We start from the raw sequence: 17,586 nt of genomic DNA on the forward strand, positions 1-17,586 counted from the left end.
GCGCAGATTAGGTCGCGCCGGCCTTCTGAGCGTATTCCCAGGAAGACTTCGACAGCGGCACCGTGCGCGCCGCCGACTCCAGCGCCTTGGCGTTCGCAGCGGTGCCGTCGCGGATCCGTCCGGCGATACCCTGCGTGATGCCGGCGAGGCGGAACATATTGTAGGCGAAGTACCAGTTGAGATCGGGCACTTCCATGCCGGTGACGTTGCAGTAAATCTGCGCCGCCTCTTCCACGCTCGGAATGTTCAGCGCCTTGAGATCGGCGTTGGCCAGACCCGGCATGGTCCACTGCATCAACAGATAGGTGAAGTCGGCCATGGGATCGCCGAGCGTGGACAACTCCCAATCCAGCACCGCCTGCACCCGCGGTTCCGTCGCGTGGAAAATCATGTTGTCGAGGCGGTAATCGCCGTGGACGATCGAGACGCGCTTCTGCTCAGGCACGGTGCGCGGCAGCCATTCGGCCACCTTCTCGAATTCCGGAATATGTTGTGTCTCGGAGGCCCGGTATTGTTTGGTCCAGCGATCGATCTGGCGCGCGAAATAATTGCCGGGCTTGCCGAAATCGCCGAGGCCAATCTGCTCCGGGTTGAAGACATGGAGCTTCGCCAGCGTCTCGATCTTGCTGGTGAAGATCTTGCGCCTGTTGTCAGGCGTCTGGCTCGGCAGCGTCGGGTCCCAGAACACCCGGCCGTCTTCCATCGACATGATGTAGAAGGCGGCGCCGATCACGGCATCATCGGTGCACAGCGCGTAGGCTTTTGCCACCGGAAAGCCCTGCTTGCCGAGGGCCGCGATGACGCGGAACTCGCGATCGACCGCATGCGCTGACGGCAGCAGTTTGCCGAACGGTTTTCGGCGCATCACGTAGGATCGGGCCGGCGTTTCGAGCTTGTAGGTCGGATTCGATTGGCCGCCCTTGAACTGCAGGACTTTCAACGGTCCCTGATAGCCTTCGACATGCTCGCGCATCCACGCGTCGAGGTTCGCCTCGTCGATACGATGGCGCTCCTCGACTTCCTTGGTGCCCGAGAACTCTTCGTCTTTCCTGACGCCGTCCGCCACGATGACGCTCCCCTAAGTTTCTTGTCCGTCGTTCCGGGATGGTCCGACCCTTCTCCGCTTGCTGCGCAAGCTTCGCACGGCTTAAGTCCGCCGAAGCGCCTGAGCGCGAAGGCGGAAGGACCAGACCCGGAACGTCGAGATTCCGGGTTCGCGCTTCGCGCGCCCCGGAATGACGCTTGAGAGAGCGCTGCGTTCGCTCCCCCTTACTAGTTAGTGCGTAGCGTTTGCATACTTCCGAAGTTCAAGTCTGGCAATGGCGCGGTTATGCACCTCGTCCGGACCGTCCGCCAGCCGCAGCGTGCGCACGTGCGCGTAGTCCACTGCCAGCCCGGCGTCATCGGAGACGCCGCCGCCGCCGAACGCCTGGATCGCATTGTCGATAATCTTCAGCGCCATGTTCGGCGCTGCCACCTTGATCATGGCGATCTCGAGCTGCGCGGTCTTGTTGCCGACCTTGTCCATCATGTCGGCAGCCTTGAGGCAGAGCAAGCGGTTCATCTCGATATCGATGCGGGCTTCGGCGATGCGCTGCTCCCAGACCGAATGCTCGATGATCTTCTTGCCGAACGCCGTGCGCGACGACAGCCGCCGCACCATCTTCTCCAGCGCCTCCTCGGCCTTGCCGATGGTGCGCATGCAGTGATGGATGCGGCCGGGACCCAGACGCCCCTGCGCGATCTCAAAGCCCCTGCCCTCGCCGAGCAGGATATTCTCCTTGGGAACGCGCACGTTCTCGAGCAGCACCTGGGCGTGGCCATGCGGCGCATCGTCGAAGCCGAACACCGGCAGCATTTTTTCCACCTTGATGCCGGGGGTGTCGAGCGGAACGATGATCTGCGACTGCTGCTGGTGACGCGCCGCGTTCGGGTCGGTCTTGCCCATCAGGATCGCCACCTTGCAGCGGGGATCGCCGACGCCGGATGACCACCATTTACGGCCGTTGATGACGTAATGATTGCCATCCTTCTCGATACGGGTTTCGATGTTGGTGGCGTCCGAGGATGCAACCGCAGGCTCGGTCATCAGGAAGGCGGAGCGGATTTCACCGTCCATCAGCGGGCGCAGCCATTTGCGCTTCTGCTCCTTGGTGGCATAGCGCATAAACACTTCCATGTTGCCGGTATCGGGTGCGGAGCAGTTGAACACTTCCGAAGCCCAACTGATGCGGCCCATCTCCTCGGAGAGCGGCGCGTATTCCAGATTGGTCAATCCCGCGCCACGGAATTCATCGTCCTCGTGCGACGACGGCGGCATGAACATGTTCCAGAGGCCTTCAGCGCGCGCCTTCTTCTTCAGATCCTCCAGGATCGGAATCACCTTCCAGCGCTCGCCCGCCGCGTCCTGCTGCTTGTAGATCGGCACCGCGGGACGCACATGCGTGTTCATGAACGCGCGGACGCGGTTCAGCCATTCCATTTGCTTCTCTGACATGTCGAAATTCATGGGACGCTCCTCGGCTCTCAGCTTCTGAAATCGTTTGGCCGCACTGTCTGCCCGCCGCTGATGGCCCGCAAGGCATATTGTGAACCTGACAGTCCGGGTGGCTGATATGCGACACGTTCGCAAACGTTATTGACATTTTCAGCCCTTCAAACGATAGTTTCATACAACTGTTTGAATTGCAACTCCCTGCGTGGTCGTCATTCCGGGGCGACGCGGGGGCGTCGAACCCGGAATCCAGAAGTGTGCACGAGTTACGGGTTCGCGACTTCGCCGCGCCCCGGAATGACGGGAAGAGGATAAGGGCATGTCGAGCGATCGGACCCGGTCTGCCATCCTTGCCGCCGCGGAAAAGCTTTACGCCGATCGCGGGTTCGGCGACGTGACGCTGCGCGACATTGTGGCGGAAGCGAACGTCAACCTCGCCGCGGTGAATTATCATTTCGGTTCCAAGGACGAATTGATCGCGGAGCTATTCGTGACCCGCAGCCTCGCCACCAACCGCGAGCGGCTCAACGAGTTGAAATTTGCGGAGGAAAAAGGCGGCGGCCGCGCGCCGATCGACGCCATCTTGCACGCGCTGGTGGGCCCTACCCTGCGCGGCTGCCTCGGCCCCGACCGCGAAGGCTCGACCGCGGCACGCTTCATGATCCGCGCATCCATTGAATCGGTGCCGCCGATCCGCCGCATCAAGAACCGCGAGGTCGATCATTTGCGCAAATTCATCGCCGCGATGCGCCGCTCGCTGCCCGGCCGCGACGACGCCGAGCTCTATTGGGGACTGCATTTCGCGCTGGCGATGTCGCATCACACCATCCGGGAAAAAGAGCGGCTGACCAGATTGTCGGAAGGGCAATGCGACCTCAACGACGTCGGTGCCATCGTCGACCGCGTCGTTTCGGTCTCGGTGATGGCGCTGACCGGCGACGAGACGCCGGCGAAAAAGACTCCGGGCAAGTTGGTGGCGCGGGAAGCGCGATGAGAAGGCAGATACATGGTCGGGCTCGACTCTCTCTCCACGTCATTGCGAGCGAAGCGAAGCAAATCCATAGTCCCGCGTGGGGATAGATGGATTGCTTCGCTGCGCTCGCAATGACGACAAGTGCCGAAGCGCCATAAGCTGTCGTCCCCCGCGAAAGCGGGGATCCAGTACACCGCGGCTTATCGGGTTCAATCACTCTCTTCTCTGGAATACTGGATCGTCCGCCTTCGCGGGTGATGACGACTGAATATGCCTTTGATCTCGCGACGCATTGCGCCCGAGGTTTGCTATCAACTCCCGCCCTCCGATTCAGAGGGCGCAGGGAAGACCGGGTGCTGGCTGCACCCGCAAAGTGCGCAAAAGAACACGCACACGAGCATACAGGTACAGCGGGAGCATCCCGGCCTTCCCTGCGCAGTGGCTTTACGGCTTACTTCGAGCTCTCCCCGGTGAACGGCTCTTTTGCCACCGTCGCTCCGCGAGCTAACCCGCGAAACTTAGCGCCAGCACCGCGACGCCAGGACCACACGACTTCGCCGTACGCGTCAGGCGCCACCGTCTTGCGCGCCACCCCGCGCGAGGCATCCTGGCAGCCTTTGGGCGTGACGCCGATGCACCCGGAACATCCGTGCGCGCATTGCATCGTCGCCAGCGCCATTTCGACGGTGCTGCAGCATGTGGTGGGCAACGAAGTCGGCGAGATCACGCTGACGAGCCCGACGGCTGCCGGCGTTACACGCAAGTGGACGCGGCTGCAGGACTATAGTGACGAAGTTTCCAGCTCGCGCATCTATGCGGGTTTTCACTATCGCTTCTCCGCCGAAGCCGGCAAGGAAATGGGAAAGAAGATTGGTGACCTGACGGTTGCGACGCAGATGCTGGGCGCCGTGGCCGATGCCCAGCAAAAACGTTGACCGGCGGAACGACAATCGAAAGGCCGCCACCTCAGGCGGCCTCCGAGCATCCCCCGTCTGCTTGTGCGCGGATAAACCAAATGCCGGCAGCGCCGAAACGTTGATCGAGCCGTCGGGAACGCACAGGTCGGCAATCTCGTTGTAGGATCAGGCCTTGCGGGCGTTTTGACGCCAATCGACGTCTCGCCGGGATAAGGATCGCATGATGGAGCTCTAATGCCGACACGATCGACGATCGCGCGCATCTGGCGCGGCCGGACACGGCCTGACATTGCAGACAAATATGAAGCCTATCTGAAGGCGGAAGGGATCCCGCCCCTGGAGAAGACGGCGCTGGGCGTGCAGCTATTTCGGGAAGATCGTGAACAGGAGAGCTGGTTCACGACGATTTCCTACTGGCCAGACCTCGACGCGATGACGGCTTTCACCAAGGGCGAGCCGACCAAGGTTCACCATCTCGCGCGGGATCCGGAATTCCTGATCGAGCTGCCGGAGTTCATTCAGATCCACCGGATTCTGGTCGACCGCCAGGGCCTGCGCTGAATTGAACGCGCTATGTCATCGCGACACAATCAATCTCGATATCGAAAGGCGCGAACCATTCGGGAATGCAAACGAAGATGCGCGCCGGGGGATCTTCCGGAAAGTAGCGGGCATAAACCGCATTGACCGCGGCGAAATGCGCAGCCGAGGTGCAGTAGACGTTGCACTTCATAACGTTCTGCAGCGAGGAGCCCGCAGTCTGTAGACACAGTTGCAATTGCTCGAGCACGAGTTCGGTCTGGCACTCGATGGGACCTACGAAAATCTCGCCGGTCGCCGGGTCGAATGGCGGCAGGCCCGAGACGAATACCATGCCGCCGCCGCGTGTGACCGGCGAAACCGGCGCGTTCCGTTTCGCGAGCCATGACGAGATCGGTTCGACGCGAATGACCTCCCGTTTCATGCTGGCCCCTGTGAATAAATTGATCGAGGTGCCAGACTAGCTCACTTCGGGGATATCATGCTTCGATAGTATCGAACTGTGAGTGTGGAAATTGAGCAAATTTCGGCTGAACGCCCCGAGCCATCGATGCAAGCAACCTCCCGTCGCTATTCCCGGGCTCGCTAAGCGAGAGCTCTGATGTGCAGTGCACATCAGAGAATCTTTCCCTTCCGACTGTGCGGCCCTATGGATTCCGGGTTCGCGCCAAGTGGCGCGCCCCGGAATGACGGAGGAGCATTTGTCGAGATCAGACGATCTTCTTCTCCTTCAGCGCTTCCACTTTCGACCCGTCATATCCGATCGTCGCCAGCACGTCCTTGGTGTCGGCGCCGAGCAGCGGCGGGGCGCGATAGTCCTTCACGGGGGTGCCGGAGAAGGTGATGGCGTTGCGGATCAGCGACAGATCGGGCTGCAACGGATGGTTGACTTTGACCTGCATGCCGCGCGAGCGGACATGTGGATCGGAGAACACCTGCGAGAAATCGTTGATGGGCCCTGACGGGACGCCGGCCTTCTCCAGTTCGTCCAGCCAATAGGCGACGGGCTTCTTCAAAAACAGCCCGGCGAAGATTGCCATGATCTCCTTGCCGTGGACGACGCGGTCGTTGTTCTTGATGAAGCGCGGATCGGTGGCGAGTTCGGGCGCGCCGAGCACGGCGCAGGTGCGCTGGAACTGGCCGTCATTGCCGACCACCAGCATCAATTCGCCGTCGGTGCAGCGGAACACGCCGGCCGGCATGCCGCCATTGCCCCAGGTGCCGCGCCGCGGCGGGGTCTGGCCGTTGACGAGGAAGATCTGCGCGTAATGCGACAGCGCGGCGATCACGGTGTCGAACAGGCAGACGTCGACATGCTGCCCCTCCCCGCCATTGGCCTTGCGGTGATAGAGCGCGGCCAGAATGCCGATCGAGGCGTTCATGCCGGTCATGTAATCGACGATGGAAGGACCCACCTTCATCGGGCCGGCGCCGGGCTCGCCGTCGATATGACCGGTGACGCTCATCAAACCGCCCATCGCCTGCAGGATCGCATCATAACCGGCGCGCGGCGCGTAAGGCCCGGTCTGGCCGAAACCGGTCACCGAGCAATAGATGATGCCGGGGTTGATCGCCTTGATCGATTCGTAATCGAGCCGGTAACGCTTGAGATCGCCGACCTTGTAGTTCTCCATCATCACGTCGCAGCTCTTGGCGAGTTCGCGGACAATCTCCTGCCCTTCCGGGCTCGCGATATTGACAGTGACGGATTTCTTGTTGCGGTTGGCGCAAAGATAGAACGAGTTGTTGTTGTTCTGCTTGCCCTCGGGGTCTTTCAGGTAAGGCGGGCCGAAGGCGCGCGCATCGTCGCCGCCGCCGGGACGTTCGATCTTGATCACCTCGGCGCCGAGATCGGCCAGCATCTGCGCCGACAGGGGCCCCGCGAGCACCCGCGTCAGGTCGAGAATTTTGATGCCCGAAAGTGGCAGAGCCGACATGAACTTCCTCCGAAATTTTTGGCGTGGTGGCGCGGGAACACGTCCGGCGCTGTGATGCTTGCCGATACACTATTTTGTGCGGCTGAGCCCTGCATTACCGGCATGACCCCATCCGTTCACCGCCCGCTGACGCGCAAGGCACCCGGACACGCCGAAAGTCATTAGGAGCGCAGGAACGGATACGGCATTCCCGGGAGCGGCCAGCACGTCGCTGAAAATAGAACGGCCCGCCAAGGCGGGCCGTTCCATTATCAAACCGTGATGATCGGGCCTATCGGCTGCTGCTGGCCTTGGCGCGGCTCGCCCGCCACTCCAGGAATTCGCGATACAGGGGATCGCGTTCCTGCGGGGCGAGTGCTGCGGCCGGCGCGGCAACCGGCGCGGCAGGCCGCACCGCACCCGATGCGGCCGATACGGCCGCGCCCGGAGGCATGTTGCGATCGAGCCATTCCTGCGCCGCCTTGAAGCGGGTCCAGCCGGACACCGTCGCCCGCGGCGCCATTTCCCGCCACTTCGGATGGAACGGCGGACGCTGCAACTGCGCGACCTTGTCGAACATCGTATCCACCAGAAGCGACAGGCGGCGATAGCGGTCGCTGTTCGGCGCCCAGTTATACGACGCCAGCACCGCTTCGGCCGCAATCGTCTCCACCGAACCGCCGTCCGCCACCAGGCCCGGATAGTCCGCCGCCGACAGCTTGGAAGGCAGGTACTCCTCCTGCAGCGGCTTGGCGTAGTCGACCGGGACCAGATGCAGGTTGCGATCGTTGACCTGGTTCAGCCATTGCAACGGCTTGCCTTCGATCGCAACGATCGCGTCGACCTCACCCTTGCGCAGCATGTCCACCGCCAGTCGCGGCTCCTGGTAGATCAGATGCGGCCTGATCCCGAGCCGCTCGAAGACGTTGATCGCGGTCACGAAGGTCGAGCTGTCAGGCAAATCGACCACCACGGTCTTGCCGTCGAGATCCCGCATGCTGGTGATCGTCTTGGGCGCGAGGACGTGCATCTCCTCATTGAACATCTTGGCCACATAGACGAACTGGTTGCGGATGTCCTTGGCGAAATCCTTGCGATCGAGATAGGCGAGTGTGTCCTTGCGCACGATGCCGGCGTCGACGCCCCGCAGCAGCAGAATGTCCGCCACCGCCTGCACCGATCCGCGGCCCATGACCGGCAGGATCCGCAGCGCCGTGCCGTTGTCGAGCACGGAGGCGAGATCGGCGCCCACCTGGGCGTAGGTGGAGCCGAACGAGCCCGTCATCAGGCTCACGGTATTGGCGTTGAGCTGGTTGGCCAGATCGCGCTTGGTGGCGGTGCCGTACTTGAAGATCGTCTTGAAGGAGTCGCTGACCGCGCCCGGATCGATGCCGCTTCGCACCGGGCCGAAGTGCTGCCAATTGCCGTTGGTAAAGCGCATCATCCGCATCTGCTCGATCGGCGCATGATCGGACGGGCTGGTATTGATCAGGATGCCCTGCACCATCATGGGAAGCTGGACACCCTTGATCGCGCGGGCCTGCCTCATGATGTTTTCGCGCGAGAGATCGTCGCCGCAGTTCTTGAGCACCTCGACCAGGGTCTTGCTGACCAGATAGCCGAGCACGGCCTGGCCGTTGGTCTTGCTCACGCTCGGGACATAGCGCTGCATGAAGGCGCTCCACTCGCGGAACACCGCGTCGCCGGCCGCCGCCGCGTCTTCGCCCTCCAGCCTGTATGCCGCCGACAACAGCCCTTCCGCATTTTGCGGGCCAGCCGGCTGAATCACCGCCGAGTACGAATTGGCGATCGACGCCACGAAATGGTTCGGCCTCCAGCCGAGTTCGGCGCTTCGCCGGATCGCCATGATGGCGAATTTCGGCGTGGTGAACTCGATGAAGACGTCGGCGTTGGAAGCCTTCAGCTTGGCCATCTGCGCATCGATATTGGTATCGGTGACCTTGTAGGGAGCCTCGGCCACGATCGCGACCTTGCCGCCCAAGCCGTCCCTCAGGCCCTTCAGGTATTCCTTGCCCATGCCATCCTCCTGATAGAGGACGGCGATCCGGCTGCGGGGATGGTTCTCCAGGATATACTGCGCAAAGATTTGCGCTTCAGCCGTGTAGGTCGGCAGGAAACCCATGGTCCAGGGAAATTCGCCCGGCTGGTCCCAAGCTGCTGCGCCCGACAAGGCAAAAAGCTGCGGGACTTTCTTTGAGTTCAAATAGGGCTGGATCGCCGCGTTGGTGTTCGTACCGATGGTTCCCAGGATGAAGAGGGCCTGGTCGTCCTCGACGAGCTTGCGGGTCATCTCCATGGTTTTGTTGGGGTCGTAGGCGTCGTCATAGGTGATCATATTGACCTTGCGGCCATTGATGCCACCCTCGGCGTTCACCTTGTCCAGATAGGCCGAGATGACCTTGGCGATGACGCCGTAGGCGGAAGCCGGACCGGTATAGGGGGCGGTGTTGCCAATCCGGATTTCGTTGCTGCCCGGAGGCGCCGCGTGCACCTGATCGTTCATCATCGAGCCGGCCATCGCGGCCAACACCAGCGCCGCTGCCGCGTTGCGCCGAGGGGCGATGTTGAGCCGGCGCAGGGCGTCGCGGGCCGAAGCCCAGAACAATTGCTCCATACGCCTGCGAGTGATGCCGATCGTAGCTCCCATTACAGTCCCCCTGTGAGCCCATACTCTGCAAAATAATAAGTGCGTGATGCGAGCGGGCACCGTTTCAACCCTACTCGCCGACATTGTGTCTCAATCCGATTGATTTTGTGGCGAGTCCAGGCGTTCCGTAAGGCATGGTTAGCAAGCGCGTATTTCGCCCTTAGAAATGCACCAGATTGCCATTAATGCGTCACGCGGACAATCAGCGCGTGTTCGCTTCGCGCCCGCGGAGGCCCACAGCGCATCCATCTGCGGCACGATAGCAGCGACATCTTGACTAAATTTTAAACGATGGAGCGGGTGAAGCGAATCGACCCCCCGCTTGGCGCGCGGATCATCCGATCGTCAAATCCCGGCCGCGGGCTAACCGGCTATCGCCTAGTTGCGGCGAGCCACATGACCCGGCGTCACGTGAACACAGGGAGCGTCGACCGCCCATTCTCCCCAACAGCATCCCAGGAACCAGTCTGGCCCTTCCAAGTTCATAGGCTCGCGCTGCCGGCATGATGCGGCGGCGCGGCACACCGTAATCAAGAACAAGGCGGTCAGCCACCGGGCGCGTCCGGCGGCAAGACCGGACGGATTATATGAACGGAGAGATCAAATGAGGATTGCGCAAATTGCCCCGCTGTTCGAGAGCGTGCCGCCGCGGCTCTATGGCGGGACCGAGCGGGTCGTTGCCTACCTGACCGAGGAGCTGGTCCGGCAGGGGCATCAGGTGACGCTGTTTGCGAGCGAGGACTCCATCACTTCCGCCGAGCTCGTTCCCTGCACTCCCCGCGCCCTGCGCCTCGATCCCGACGTCCGCGACCCCGTACCCCACCACATGGTCATGCTCGACAAGGTGCGCGAGCGCGCCGACGAGTTCGACATTCTGCATTTCCACGTCGACTATCTGCATTTCCCGCTGTTCCGGTCCGAGCGCGGACGGACACTGACGACCCTTCACGGCAGGCAGGACCTTCCCGACCACATGCCGTTCTACCGGCGATTTTCCGATATGCCGCTGGTCTCGATATCCAACGCCCAGCGCGCGCCGCTTCCGGGCGCGAACTTCGTCGGCACCGTCTATCACGGGCTGCCGCCCGGCCTGCACACGCCCAGCCACGACCGGCACGGCGGCTATTTGGCCTTCCTCGGCCGCATCTCGCCGGAGAAACGGCCTGACCGCGCTATCGCAATTGCCCGCGCGGCAGATCTTCCGCTCAAGATCGCAGCCAAGGTCGACAAGGCGGACGAAGCATACTACCGCAACGTCATCGCACCGATGCTCGACGGCGGCGGGGTCGAGTTCATCGGCGAGATCAATGACAATGGCAAAGGTGAATTTCTCGGTGGGGCCGCCGGGCTGCTGTTCCCGATCGACTGGCCCGAGCCCTTCGGTCTGGTGATGATCGAGGCAATGGCCTGCGGCACACCGGTGCTGGCATTCCGCTCCGGATCGGTGCCGGAAATCGTCGAGGATGGGCTGACCGGCCGGATCGTCTCCGACGTCGACGAGGCGGTGCGCGCGGTTCCGGAATTGCTGGCGCTGGACCGCAAGGCGATCCGCGCCCGCTTCGAGGAGCGCTTCTCCGCGGCGCGAATGGCAGCGGATTACGTCAAGATCTATCAGAAGATGCTACGCAGGCAGACCGCACCGCAACTCGAACTCTCGGCAATGGCCGCACGTTCGTCCACGGCCAACGGGCACACCCCCGACGCCTCCTCGGCGTCCGCGCGCAAGGACAATTGAGTACGGCTCCGGCAGGCTGGCTATCATGAGCAATCGCTCATGATAGCCGGCGGCGGTTTGCGGTTGCCCTCACTGGGAGCGATTGGTCTTTCGGCGCGAGGCAGGAAGATACGGACCGCGGGCGAGTTCACCTTCTATCCGCTAGCAAACTGACGCCCGATGGAGATAAAGCGGAGGGAGGCCGGCAACGGCCTCCCTCTACAAGCATCATGCCGTCACGCGGGGATGGCTCTGGTGCAGATACCAGAGTCGCAGAGCCGCAACGGCCGCCACCACGACCCCGGCAACGACGTGGAGTGTCGTAGTGGTCTGGTTGGCCGAGAAGTGCACCACCCACGGCGACAGCGCCACCCAAACACCGGCGGCAAGAGCTAGCCACTCCTGCCATTCGGCGAAAATCGCCAGCGCTGTTACTGCAAGCGCAGCGATCAGGATGCCACTCAACCAGGCATTCCAGTTCGTGGGGCTTTCAGCAGCAAAACCCAAGGCCCACGGCGACACGAACAAGCCCAGGCCGATTACAAGATTGACGACATCGGCGATCATGTCCTTTTTCCAGACGTTGTTCACGGTTGCAACTCCTTACACTGGCTCCTTTCAATTCACTGTTGCAGTTCGATTGACCTGTCATTGTTGATTGGCAGCACCCTTGGCGCGGGCGGGGGCGCGATGCTCCCGCCAGCCCCGCGGTTACTTGCCGTTGATGGCGATCCGTTTCACCTTCTGCTGCGCGGTCGGTGACTTCGGCAGCGTCACGGTGAGGACGCCATTCTTGAACGACGCCCCGACCTTATCCTGGTCGATATCATCGACCGGGATGGAACGCGCGAAGCGCCCGTAGTAGCGTTCGCTGAAGCGACGCTCCTTGTCTTCGGTCTCGCTCTTCTTCTCACCGCTGATGGTCAACATCCCGTTCTTCAGTTCGACATTGAGGTCCTTCTCTTCGAGACCGGGGAGTTCAGCGATGACCTTGACTTCCTTTTCGGTCTCGTTGACCTCGAGGTTCGGCCAGCCCATCGCCTGGGAGCTGAACGGAGCGATGTCGAATGACCGGAACGCATCGTCAAACAGCCGATTCATCTCGCGGTGAAGCGCGAGGAACGCATTGGGCTCGTTGCGGTGCAGGCTCAGATCACGAGAGCCATTGTTCCACGGAATGAGATCACGTAGTGCCATAGTTCTCCTCCTTTCTGTTCTTCATGCTCGCTGGACAGAACTCACCCGCGCGCGGCCAAGCCGCGCACAGGCGGTTCGACAGCCTCAGACGGAATTCCGTCAGGCCGCCTGCTTCTGCTCGATTTGCTTGTTGTCGTTGCCGGCGGTTTCGATCGCGATGCGACGCGGCTTCATGGCTTCCGGCAACTCCCGAACCAGAGCGATCTTGAGCATACCGTTCTCAAAGGTCGCCTCCTTGACCTGGACATAGTCCGCCAGCTTAAAGACGCGGCGGAACGGCCGCATGGAGATTCCCTGGTACAGGTAGTTGTGATCACCCTTCTTGGCCTTTTGGCCCTCAACCGTGAGCGTCGATTGCTCCGCGGTGATGGTGATCTCCTCCGGGGTGAAACCGGCCAGCGCCAGCGAAATCTGGTACTGGTCCTCGCCGGTGCGCTCGATGTCGTACAGCGGATACGTATCGCTGTCGTTCATCGTGTCGTTGACGAGGTCGAACAGGCGATCAAACCCGACGGTCGAACGCCAGAACGGAGACAGATCGTAGGTTCTCATAACCACATCCTCCTCTTGAGCAACATGGATAGGAGCAACGCCGGGATGTCCCCGGCGGTCTTGGCCGGATCCTGACGGCATCCGGCGCCATACCTGTGGCACCACAAGAACTAGAACCGTCCGATTTGATTTCAAGGCTACAATCGGCGCGCGTGTTTAGATTTTTTTACCGCCTCGACCGGTGTTGAAGCACGACGCGCCACATCGCCGCCGCCGTGGTGATGGTTCGCAGAACGGCGCCGTCCGGCCACTGCGGAACGAGTGCCTGCGCGCGCCGCCGCGTCCGAGCGTCACACCTCTTGACGCCGCGCGGAGCTTCCCTAGATCGACCGCCGCCAAGGCCCGTGCAGGATTGGCGCGCCGGATCCGCATGGAGAAGGCGGTTGGGTATCCCACGTTGCTTTCAGGAGGATGTGGTTATGAAGTCGACATATCACGCCGAGTCGGTGCTGCGTTGGTGCACGGCAGTTGTCCGTCTGCTGAAGCGGCTTGCCGGTCGGAGAGCGGCGTCATCCAGGAACTGGCGCATCAGGCTCTCTCCTCGCAACGGCTAGTGCTGGAGGAAGAACGATGCGCGGTCTACTCGCAGCTTTCGTCGTATTCGCCCTGCTGTTCAGCGCAACCGAAGCGACCGGTGCGCAGCGGAAAAAGCCGAAGCAACCTGGCAGTTCGAACGTAGTCGTTCAGACGGAAGCGCCGGAGCGGCCGGTGTCCGGTCGGAACACGACGTCCAGCCGTTCGACCACCGTGATCCCGACTTTCCGAGCCGAGGACATCGTCCCGGATATCTGCAAGGGGTGCTCCTCCTGACCGGCTGTGGACCTGGTCATAGTTGCACAGAGAATGGCGCGTGGGCGGCTTGACGGAGGCCAGGCCGCAACTGGTTTTCCTTCGCCAGAAGTGGGAGGGACAAAATGGAGAGGGTTGGAATTGACGGATTGAAAACGACGACGCCAGAAGCGGCCGTGAACGACAATCATATGCCGGACCGGCGCCTGACCCCGTCCCCATTCCCGAGGGATGCGGTAGCTCGCATCTTCCGGCCCGCACGATCGGCAATGAGCTCAGGAAAGGCCCGCACCAAGGGCTGGCGGCTTACCTTCGAGCGTCGCAGCGCCCCCTATGTCGAGCCCCTGATAGGATGGACCGGGGACGACGACCCGCTCGCGACGGTCGAGCTCAGCTTCCCGACGCTCAGGTCGGCGATCCGCTACGCCGAGGGGCAGAGACTTCCGTATGTCGTTGAGGCGACCGAGGAGCAGAACGCAAACCAGCGACAGTCCCGCAAGATGAAGCACGCCTTCTCCGATGAGACCTCGAACGCCTTGCCTGGGTTTCTTGCGAAGGCATGCCGGAGAACGGCCGCCCCTCGCGCCTCCACGAGGTGGAGCTTGCCCCGCTGGCGCTCGAGCGCGGCAGCGCACCGGCGGAAAGCGCCGCGCGGGCGCCGGCACAAGCGGCTCAAGCCGTCGCGGCGTGAGCGTTACGGTTATCCATGCCGCGACCGGACGGATGCGGTCTTCGCGGGCCCGCAGCCAGCATCAACGAAATCAGGCGGAGCCGGCTTGGCGGTGGAGGCAGCCGGGGCTGCTCCCCTCCACCGGCACGCCGCTGACGGCGATCGGCTTTCAAGCAATCCCCGAAGGAACAATCTGCAAGCAGCGACATTCTGTGAAACGCCGCCGGGTTGATGCGCCTGGGCGCCGTTTCCGGGCCCGGCACATGCTCGGTAGCTCGCACCCACTTTGCTCTGAGGAGGAATTGGATATGAGCACCCTGTCAGTTCTATCGAACCTACCTGCGCTTCACTCTGAAGGCGGGCTCTCCCGCTACCTCGCCGTCATCAGAAAATTTCCGCTGCTGAGTGCGGCCGACGAGGCTGTCTACGCGCGCCGCTGGCACGAACAAGGCGATCGCGAAGCAGCCTATCGCCTGGTGACAAGTCACCTCCGGCTCGCTGCGAAGCTGGCGCTACGCTATCGCGGCTATGGCCTCCCCATCGCTGACCTGATCTCAGAAGCGAATCTGGGCCTGATGCATGCGGTGAAGCGGTTCAAACCCGAAAAAGGTGTCCGGCTCGCCACTTATGCGATGTGGTGGATCAAGGCGACCGTCCATGAGTACATCCTGAAGTCGTGGTCGCTGGTGAAAATAGGCACTACTGCTGCCCAGAAGAAGCTATTTTTCAACCTGCGAAAACTGAAAAGCCGGATTTCTGCAGGCGAGGACGGCGATCTGTCGCCCGAGCAGGTCAAATACATTGCCGACGAACTGGCGGTCGATTCCCGCGAGGTCGTCGAGATGAATGGGAGGATGCGGGGTGATATTTCACTCAACCTACCCATGGCTCGGGAGGACGATTCCGAGGAAATGCAGGACTGGCTGGTCGATCGGGCGCCGGATCCCGAAAGTCAGTTGTCGGAAGCACAAGATCGCGACCAGGTAAGGCGCGCGTTGAAAGACGCGCTTGCCGGCCTGACTCCCCGCGAACAGCATATCATCGGAGCACGCTTTCTGGCCGAACAGCCGAAGACATTGGAGGAGCTTGGCGCCACCTTCGGTGTGTCCCGCGAGCGGATCCGCCAGATCGAGGTTCGCGCGCTACAAAAGATCAGGGGCGCACTGCGCGCTCGCCTCGGCGGGAACGCTTCCCAATTGTGGGCGCTTGAGGCTGTCGCCAATTTCCCGCGCCATCCAATTGGCTAAAGCAAAAGAGGGAAGCCAAAGAGGGCGAGCACCGCACTGCGGTGCTCGCCCCAGCCTGCGAAGAAAGTCTTCCCATGCTCTCCGCCAGTTGCGGAGGCGCATCGATCGAGGAACGACTCACGAAGTCGCGCTTTGAATCGAGAGTGTGTCTGGTTCGAGTTTCGCAAATGCGTACGCCGTCCATCGTGCCGGAAGGTGGGGACCACGACGTCTACCTCGTGCTCGACGATCTGGGTCGGATTGGACGAGCATGGCGCGAGACCAGCGAGGAGAGTACCGGGCGGGCCATGCTGATCCGCGAGTTGTTTGAAGGCCAGTACGTCAACCCGGTGCGCATCGTCGCCTTCAACATTGGCGAGGGATGGTCGCGCGACGTGACGGCTGATATCGCCGACGAACTCCGCGAGCGCTGCATCGATCTCGATGAGGTACCGGTTGGTCTCGAAGATTTCCTGGAACGCACGAGGCAAGCTACCTAAACTCGGCTGACCACGGGCAGCGGCCGCTGCCGAGGTTCAAAACCGCCGTCCCGGCTATATGAGCAGCGGGTTGCCTGCGGCCTGAGTAGCGACGCGCCCAGCGATGCAAGAAAAGATTGGAGCGGGTGAAGGGAATCGAACCCTCGTATTCAGCTTGGAAGGCTGCTGCTCTACCATTGAGCTACACCCGCGCTGGCGTTGACCTAACACGCCGTGCCGGCGGCCTCAACCCGCCCCCACCGGCCCTCGTCTGAACAGTACTGTTGGACCCATCGGTCGGTCCGGGCCCTTAACAGGGCCTGATTCGCTGCTTATATTGATGTTTCCATCAACAATGAAAGGAGGTGATCCAGTGTCTTATACCAAGCGCTGTCACCTCGCTGGGATCGCCCGCTAGGCTTGTTTTTTTGGCCTGGCATCGGGGCGCTCTCAGCCCTGGACCAGCGAGCACAACAATCGGGGCGCGACGGGAGCCATCCCGCCGCGCCTTTTAATTGCCGATCAAAAGCCGCAGAGATTGACGAAGCGCCGGCCGCGGCGGTTTTCGACGATGCGCTCGCCGCCATTAATGGCCGAGCTGCGGTAGTAGCGGGTGGCCGCTGACGTCGTGCCAATCGCCGGCCTGCGACGATGACCCGCAGGACCTGGCGGCATCGCAAATGATCATGGCTGGCTTGCTTCGCATGACCGTCTCCGCGAAGGGTGCGCGTTCGCTCGCGTTCTCCTCATCAGCCGTGAGCTTGCAACGGCACGTTCAAGGGCGATTAATATATCGTGTTTCCGGAATGTTTCGTCGCAGACCATTTGTCGGGATGATCCGGGTCGAATCGTCCTTTAAAGGGCAGCCAATCCGCCCGCCATAAAGGAGAAAGCGATGCTCTACGCCATGCTAGCCTATCACGTCGAAACCGAGGTCACGTCCTGGAGCCCGGAGGAGGACGCAGCCTTGATGAGCGAACTGCTGGCGGTGCATGAGCGGCTGAACGCCAAGAAGGTGCTCGGGCCGGCGGCGCGGCTGGGCGGCACGGCCGAAGCCCGCACTCTGCGCGGACCGGGCGCGGGAATGGTCATCGACGGGCCATTTGCCGAGACCAAGGAGCAGTTACTGGGTCTGTACGTGCTGAATTGCGCCGACGAGGAGGAAGCGATCGCGATTGCCCGCGACCTGCGGCGCGTCAATCCATCCGCCGTCTACGAAATCCGCCCGATCAGGCTCTATCTTCCCGGTGAAGCGTTGCCGGAAACCACGAGCGAACCCGGTCAGGGCTGACGCTTCATGCCGGCGACGAGCTTGGTAATCAGAAATGCGGCGAGTTCGCCGTGCCCACGATACCAGCCGAAGCTCGCGGGCCACCACCCGCCGGCACGCGTTGGGCTTCGGCGAACTCGCGCATCGATGACCAAGAAACTTGCGCGGCCGGCTCCGGCCT

The 17,586-nt window shown here is 62.0% G+C and carries 18 protein-coding genes and 1 tRNA gene; 9 read left to right on the top strand and 10 right to left on the bottom strand.

Going from position 1 to position 17,586, the window contains the following annotated elements:
• Window positions 1-7: 7 nt before the first annotated feature.
• Both HCN58_RS03935 and HCN58_RS03940 read right to left on the bottom strand, forming a co-directional pair.
• On the bottom strand, window positions 8-1,066 hold the full coding sequence (locus HCN58_RS03935; protein WP_171578077.1) for a phosphotransferase family protein: 1,059 nt from the start codon (window positions 1,064-1,066) through the stop codon (window positions 8-10).
• Window positions 1,067-1,276: 210 nt separating this feature from the next.
• Entirely contained in the window at window positions 1,277-2,509 is a 1,233-nt protein-coding gene (locus tag HCN58_RS03940; RefSeq protein WP_171578078.1) for an acyl-CoA dehydrogenase family protein, read from the bottom strand.
• 304 nt (window positions 2,510-2,813) lie between these two features.
• Here HCN58_RS03940 and HCN58_RS03945 point away from each other — a divergent pair, with 304 nt between their 5' ends.
• The 3 genes from HCN58_RS03945 (at window position 2,814) to HCN58_RS03955 (ending at window position 4,945) form a co-directional block, all read left to right on the top strand.
• On the top strand, window positions 2,814-3,488 hold the full coding sequence (locus tag HCN58_RS03945; protein WP_171578079.1) for a TetR/AcrR family transcriptional regulator: 675 nt from the start codon (window positions 2,814-2,816) through the stop codon (window positions 3,486-3,488).
• A gap of 560 nt (window positions 3,489-4,048) precedes the next feature.
• Entirely contained in the window at window positions 4,049-4,402 is a 354-nt protein-coding gene (locus tag HCN58_RS03950) for a vanadium-dependent haloperoxidase (RefSeq protein WP_235983359.1), read from the top strand.
• Window positions 4,403-4,618: 216 nt separating this feature from the next.
• A complete protein-coding gene (locus HCN58_RS03955) occupies window positions 4,619-4,945 on the top strand; it encodes an antibiotic biosynthesis monooxygenase family protein (RefSeq protein WP_171578080.1) in 327 nt (108 codons plus the stop codon).
• 10 nt (window positions 4,946-4,955) lie between these two features.
• Here HCN58_RS03955 and HCN58_RS03960 read toward each other — a convergent pair whose 3' ends face one another.
• The 3 genes from HCN58_RS03960 to HCN58_RS03970 all read right to left on the bottom strand — a co-directional run bounded on the left by HCN58_RS03960 (window position 4,956) and on the right by HCN58_RS03970 (window position 9,508).
• Window positions 4,956-5,348 carry a RidA family protein gene (locus tag HCN58_RS03960; protein ID WP_171578081.1) on the bottom strand — a complete coding sequence of 131 codons (393 nt, stop codon included), beginning with the start codon at window positions 5,346-5,348 and terminating at the stop codon, window positions 4,956-4,958.
• Between the two features lie 286 nt (window positions 5,349-5,634).
• Entirely contained in the window at window positions 5,635-6,861 is a 1,227-nt protein-coding gene (locus tag HCN58_RS03965; protein WP_171578082.1) for a CaiB/BaiF CoA transferase family protein, read from the bottom strand.
• 271 nt (window positions 6,862-7,132) lie between these two features.
• Window positions 7,133-9,508 (bottom strand): ABC transporter substrate-binding protein, encoded by a 2,376-nt coding sequence (locus tag HCN58_RS03970; protein ID WP_235983361.1) that lies wholly within the window; start codon window positions 9,506-9,508, stop codon window positions 7,133-7,135.
• Between the two features lie 604 nt (window positions 9,509-10,112).
• On the opposite strand from HCN58_RS03970, the gene HCN58_RS03975 reads away from it, so the two are divergent.
• Complete coding sequence (locus tag HCN58_RS03975; RefSeq protein ID WP_171578083.1) at window positions 10,113-11,243, top strand: glycosyltransferase family 4 protein; 1,131 nt, start codon at window positions 10,113-10,115, stop codon at window positions 11,241-11,243.
• A 207-nt stretch (window positions 11,244-11,450) separates the two neighbouring features.
• On the opposite strand, the gene HCN58_RS03980 is transcribed toward HCN58_RS03975, so the two are convergent.
• The 3 genes from HCN58_RS03980 to HCN58_RS03990 form a co-directional block, all read right to left on the bottom strand.
• Complete coding sequence (locus HCN58_RS03980; protein ID WP_376701140.1) at window positions 11,451-11,813, bottom strand: SPW repeat protein; 363 nt, start codon at window positions 11,811-11,813, stop codon at window positions 11,451-11,453.
• Between the two features lie 120 nt (window positions 11,814-11,933).
• Window positions 11,934-12,419 carry an Hsp20/alpha crystallin family protein gene (locus HCN58_RS03985; protein WP_171578084.1) on the bottom strand — a complete coding sequence of 162 codons (486 nt, stop codon included), beginning with the start codon at window positions 12,417-12,419 and terminating at the stop codon, window positions 11,934-11,936.
• Between the two features lie 99 nt (window positions 12,420-12,518).
• Complete coding sequence (locus tag HCN58_RS03990; protein WP_171578085.1) at window positions 12,519-12,971, bottom strand: Hsp20 family protein; 453 nt, start codon at window positions 12,969-12,971, stop codon at window positions 12,519-12,521.
• Window positions 12,972-13,541: 570 nt separating this feature from the next.
• On the opposite strand from HCN58_RS03990, the gene HCN58_RS03995 reads away from it, so the two are divergent.
• From HCN58_RS03995 to HCN58_RS04010, 4 genes are all read left to right on the top strand, one after another.
• Entirely contained in the window at window positions 13,542-13,781 is a 240-nt protein-coding gene (locus HCN58_RS03995; RefSeq protein ID WP_171578086.1) for a hypothetical protein, read from the top strand.
• 248 nt (window positions 13,782-14,029) lie between these two features.
• Window positions 14,030-14,662, top strand: coding sequence for an NADH dehydrogenase ubiquinone Fe-S protein 4 (locus tag HCN58_RS04000; RefSeq protein WP_235983428.1), 633 nt, complete (start codon window positions 14,030-14,032; stop codon window positions 14,660-14,662).
• A gap of 76 nt (window positions 14,663-14,738) precedes the next feature.
• The gene (rpoH, locus tag HCN58_RS04005; protein ID WP_376701141.1) at window positions 14,739-15,677 is read left to right on the top strand and encodes an RNA polymerase sigma factor RpoH; all 939 of its coding nucleotides are present in this window, start codon (window positions 14,739-14,741) and stop codon (window positions 15,675-15,677) included.
• 167 nt (window positions 15,678-15,844) lie between these two features.
• Window positions 15,845-16,156: a hypothetical protein gene (locus tag HCN58_RS04010; RefSeq protein ID WP_171578087.1), complete on the top strand. Its 312-nt coding sequence runs from the start codon at window positions 15,845-15,847 to the stop codon at window positions 16,154-16,156.
• 117 nt (window positions 16,157-16,273) lie between these two features.
• On the opposite strand, the gene HCN58_RS04015 is transcribed toward HCN58_RS04010, so the two are convergent.
• Window positions 16,274-16,347 (bottom strand) — tRNA-Gly (locus tag HCN58_RS04015).
• Window positions 16,348-16,657: 310 nt separating this feature from the next.
• Window positions 16,658-16,810, bottom strand: coding sequence for a hypothetical protein (locus tag HCN58_RS04020; RefSeq protein ID WP_235983363.1), 153 nt, complete (start codon window positions 16,808-16,810; stop codon window positions 16,658-16,660).
• 220 nt (window positions 16,811-17,030) lie between these two features.
• Here HCN58_RS04020 and HCN58_RS04025 point away from each other — a divergent pair, with 220 nt between their 5' ends.
• Window positions 17,031-17,426, top strand: coding sequence for a YciI family protein (locus HCN58_RS04025; protein WP_171578088.1), 396 nt, complete (start codon window positions 17,031-17,033; stop codon window positions 17,424-17,426).
• Window positions 17,427-17,586: the final 160 nt, after the last annotated feature.

The organism is Bradyrhizobium australiense (genome assembly GCF_013114825.1).
GTDB classification, from domain to species: domain Bacteria; phylum Pseudomonadota; class Alphaproteobacteria; order Rhizobiales; family Xanthobacteraceae; genus Bradyrhizobium; species Bradyrhizobium australiense.